Raw genomic sequence first — 4,899 nt, 5'->3', positions numbered from 1 at the left:
ATATAAAAAATATCCGGAACGTTTTGTGAAGGGAAAACCAGAAGTGAAAAGGTTGCAGCAAATGGTGTGGATTAATAAACCGAAAAACTAGCTTAAATAAAAAATGAAAAGTGTCTCATTTTTATTGACAGGAACCGACAATAAGTCCTAGAAATCAGCGATTGTATATATTATTAGAGAAACTTTGATAATAGAGAATGTTTTTTCAAATGATTAAATTCTCAAATTTTATTAATATTCTCAAAATAAGTTACTATTGCATAAAACTACATTTCATATTCCTTTGGTAGGAGAATAAGTCTAACTATGATCCTACCTATTTCTGTTCCCAGGACCATTCTTGTTTTTATTTCAGTAATTACTTAAATCCTATCTTGGTTTATCTTAAGTCCTAAAAGAAAGCATCCTCCGCCAGAACCAAAAGAAATTTGTATACTAACCACCCTTGTTTTGTAAAACATTATTTGTATTGTTTACCTCCTTGCTATGATCTCTTCTTGAGGATATAAAATCGCCTTTAATGCAGTCATGGTTTAAAAGCTTATCAGGGGATATCAAAAGTGACTGGGAATTATTTGAGAAATAGCATTAAACCGCTTTTAAGGAACGAACACTAAACACTTCACTTTTCTTCAAAGTTTCAATTTCAGACTCCGATACAGTTATAACGGCAAAGGTATCTCCTAGTGCATTGAAAACTTCCAAAGAATATCCATCTTCGGAGGTATCCGACGGATGGTGTTCTACGATTGTTGCTACATCTCCCTTTTTTAATTTCTTTTCGGGAATATCTTTAAGTAAGGCTACTTCTTTAAATAGTTTGTATTTCATTTTTTATGCAATTTACACATTCTGGCTAATAAAAACAACCTCTATTTAAAAATGCATGTGTACCGAACAAGATAATTTAAACATCAACAAAATGACTACAAAGTCACCAGGATATTAGCTTCTCTTTTTTTGATTCTATTCTCAGCACCTTTTGTGTTTTCTGTGAACTTTGTGGTAAATATTTATTATTGTATGTCATTAATTCAAACTTGACTGAAAATTCGCAATATTCTCTTGATAGAAGATTCAATAAGTAGAACTCATTTTATCCGAAAGGAGTAATGATGTCAGATTGGAATAAGCTTTTTCTGCACGAAGAAATCATGCTGCTTGCTTTCCGAGACCAGGAGGGTACAGTTGAAATCGGAAGCATGTATAAATATGCAATTGGTGGAGCGATTCTTGCCGAACTGCTTTTAGGCAATCGTATTAAGGTTGTTGCGACAAAAAGAAAAAAGTTTGTGGAGCTCATCAGTTCCAAGCCTTTCGGTGATCCTGTGATCGACGAATGTATCAAAAAAATTCAAGATTCCAAACGCCGTGCTTCGCTCGAAACCTGGGTATCGAGATTTACTGGTGTTAAAGATCTCAAGAATCGTATTGCAATACAACTATGCCGCCGCGGTATATTGCGTGCCGATGAAGACAAAGTTTTTCTTATTTTTACCCGGAAAATTTATCCTGAGGTCAATCCGGAGCCGGAAAAAAAATTGATCGGACGATTGCAAGTTGCAATTTACACTGATGCGGAACAGATCGATCCTCGAATTGTTGTCCTCCTTGCATTGGCAAATAGCGCGGACCTACTCAAAATGTCCTTCGACAAGAAAAGACTCAAAGAGCGTAAAAAAAGGATCGAAAAAATTATCAATGGTGATTTAACCGGTCATGCTACCAAAGAAGCCATTGAAGCCATGCAAGCGGCTGTTATGGTTGCTGTCATAACACCGACGATTGTGACGACGACAGTCAGTACTTGATTTGATCACCCTTCGATACAAAGTCGGTTACTCAGGATGCTCCTTTGGAAAGAATAAAGCTAAAAACGAGCATCCCGAGCAGTAATCAATTATTTTTTTTATGATTGTGTATCGAGGGGTGCTAAAGATTACTAAAAAAACAAACTTTTATGGTGTAATAATATAAAAGTTCGTATCGGTTAGAAAGTTAATAAATTGGCCGATAAATAAGTGATGGATATCTATGGATCGAATATTCCGCCAAAATGGCCGGAGGTGACAGTTGCTGCTAAAAATTCATTGAAGTGTGGGTAGAACATACCATCCCTAAAGAATTCGAAAAACCATTAACATTTGACAAAATGCTTAACATTAAGGAGTTTTAAGTATGAGTGAATTAATAAAACCGCATGGTTCGGAAACACTAAATCCTTTATACGTAATGGATGATGCCCAAAGAGCATCTCTGGTTAAAGAAGCGGAAGGGCTCCCATCTGTAGTGGTTTGTTCAGCTGCATCTGCAAATGCAGTGATGATGGCAGGCGGGTATTTTAATCCGTTGACCGGATATATGAATGTGGCCGACGCAATGAGTATTGCTGAGAATATGAAGACTACGAATGGAGTATTCTTCCCAATACCAATACTCAACATGGTTAAGGATGTTTCCGTTATTCAAGATGAAAAGATGATTGCTCTACGGGATCCTAATGTTGAAGGAAATCCGGTGATTGCTATTCAGGAAGTAGATGCCGTCGAGGAGTTCACCGATGAGCAGATGAAAACAATGACTATGAAAATCTTTCGGACCGATGACACGGATCATCCGGGTGTTGCCGCTTTCAACTCAGTTGGAAGGTTTACTGTCTCCGGTCCTATCAAGGTTCTAAGCTTCTCATATTTCAAGACTGATTTTCCGGATACCTTCCGGACAGCTTATCAAATCCGTGATGAAATGAGCCAGCGGGGTTGGGAAAAAGTAGTCGCTTTTCAGACCCGCAATCCAATGCATCGGGCGCATGAGGAGCTGTGCCGGATGGCTTATGAACGGCTGGGCGCTGATGGCATCCTGATCCATATGCTTTTGGGAAAACTAAAACCAGGTGACATTCCTGCAGATGTTCGTGACGCTTCGATTCGTAAAATGGTGGAACTTTACTTCCCGCCAAATACGGTGATGGTTACCGGGTATGGATTTGACATGCTCTATGCTGGTCCGCGCGAAGCGGTGTTACATGCGGTATTCCGCCAAAATTGTGGTTGTACTCATTTAATCGTTGGCCGCGATCATGCAGGTGTTGGTTCTTATTATGGTGGTTTCGACGCCCAGGCGATTTTTCATGATGAGGTTCCCGAAGGTGCGTTGGAAATAAAAATCTTCGATGCCGATCACACTGCCTATTCCAAGAAACTGAATGAAGTAGTCATGATGCGCGATTACCCGGATCATACCAAGGATGACTATGTTTTCCTTTCCGGCACAAAAGTTCGTGAGATGCTGACCAACGGAGAGGACCTCCCTCTGGAATTTTCCAGACCCGAAGTGGCCAAGATTCTAATGGATTACTATATGTCTTTGAAGTAATAATATTTCTCACCACCCGGTAAGCTGCAGGTTGAAGGTTACTGTTATGAGGGGGAATAGATTCATAGAAGCTCTAGCTGAGATTATGGCGTGAGATAATATATTTGTTCATTCTAATTTGCGTGCTTTTTTAGCATCTGGTACTAGCTATTTTGACAAAATCCAGATTAAGTATGATTTTGGAAAAGTACGTACTATGTCACTGTTTTTAATTCTTGCTGGTTTCTTCCGATTTCAATCTCGTAGGGATACCATATTTATAGCAATTCTATTCCTTTGGTCTCGTTAAAGTCCTGTAAGGACGAGATATAAGATGCCAAGTGTTCTCTATTTCGTCCCTACCGGACAATACCTTTTTTTCTTGTAGCATGGTTGCTATAAATATTTTGTCCCTACCGGGACTGTAAAAATAGGGGTAACACAATTTTATAGATTGATAGAAAATAAACTTGAAATCCAACTTGACAATAAATACATTGTCAAATGTTATGACAATAAAAACTTTGTCAAAGGAGTATGACCGTGAAGATTCAAACAGGAAATCCTGTTGGTGGCGAGAATTATTTTAAGAGACCACGATTAATCGAAAAGGCATGGGATATGATTGAAGCCAGTAACCATATCCTGATAGCCGCACCGAGAAGAGTGGGGAAAACCTCGTTGTTAATCCATCTTAGGGAAAATCCTAAAGATCATTATAACATGCTTTTAATCGATACTGAATCCATCAATAGTGAAAATGAATTTTTTAGAAAGATTGTTAATAGAATATTGAGAACAGATTATGTGCGAAAATCACAAAAGGTCTTAACTTTTTTGGAAAAACATAAACCGACTATCAAAAAAGTGGGCCCGGATGGGGTGGAATTCGGTGTTAGTGAAGAGCATGACTATTTAAATATGCTTACCAGAATATTGAAATCCAGCGACTCGAAAACCAACAAATTGGTTATTATGCTTGATGAATTTACACAGACTTTAGAGAACATCATAGTTGATGAAGGGGAAAGTTCAGGGAGACACTTTCTGCAGAGCAACCGGGAATTGCGGCAGGATAAGGAGATCAGTTCATGTGTGCAGTTTATTTATACCGGTTCAATAGGTTTGGAAAATGTTGTGAGTAGTATGAATTTGATCGGATCGATAAATGATCTCTCCCGGCTGGAAATTCCACCCCTCAATAAAAAGGAAGCACAACAACTCATCACGCTTCTTATTGAAAACGTTGATTTTGATTTATCCAAGTCGATTACCGATTATATCCTTCAACAGATTGAATGGTTGATTCCATTCTACTTTCAATTGATTCTGGATGAATTACGAAATCTCCATCGGGATGAAAACTTTAACCAGGTTACTGAAGCTATTGTGAACCAGGCTCTGGATGGCATGTTGAAGCAGCGACAACATTTCGAACATTGGCATACGAGATTGCGTGGTTCTTTAAAAGGTGGTGAATATAACTTTGTCAAAGAACTTTTAAATTTAATATCCGAGAATAACACAATCGATTCAAATGAGATA

The 4,899-nt window shown here is 38.2% G+C and carries 4 protein-coding genes; 3 read left to right on the top strand and 1 reads right to left on the bottom strand.

The window, feature by feature from the left end; genetic code table 11:
- Positions 1 to 588: 588 nt before the first annotated feature.
- Positions 589 to 831, bottom strand: a complete 243-nt coding sequence (locus IIC38_19945; GenBank protein MCH8128194.1) for a DUF4926 domain-containing protein — start codon at positions 829 to 831, stop codon at positions 589 to 591.
- A 284-nt stretch (positions 832 to 1,115) separates the two neighbouring features.
- On the opposite strand from IIC38_19945, the gene IIC38_19940 reads away from it, so the two are divergent.
- The 3 genes from IIC38_19940 to IIC38_19930 all read left to right on the top strand — a co-directional run.
- Positions 1,116 to 1,811, top strand: a complete 696-nt coding sequence (locus tag IIC38_19940; GenBank protein MCH8128193.1) for a GPP34 family phosphoprotein — start codon at positions 1,116 to 1,118, stop codon at positions 1,809 to 1,811.
- A 367-nt stretch (positions 1,812 to 2,178) separates the two neighbouring features.
- Positions 2,179 to 3,375 carry a sulfate adenylyltransferase gene (sat, locus tag IIC38_19935; protein MCH8128192.1) on the top strand — a complete coding sequence of 399 codons (1,197 nt, stop codon included), beginning with the start codon at positions 2,179 to 2,181 and terminating at the stop codon, positions 3,373 to 3,375.
- Between the two features lie 522 nt (positions 3,376 to 3,897).
- Positions 3,898 to 4,899 (top strand): ATP-binding protein (locus tag IIC38_19930; GenBank protein MCH8128191.1); only part of this gene is annotated, 1,002 nt, incomplete at its 3' end.

Source organism: candidate division KSB1 bacterium (assembly GCA_022566355.1).
Taxonomy (GTDB): domain Bacteria; phylum Zhuqueibacterota; class JdFR-76; order JdFR-76; family DREG01; genus JADFJB01.
Note: the sequence above shows the minus strand (reverse complement) of the source record. Positions and strands in the feature narration are given on the sequence as shown.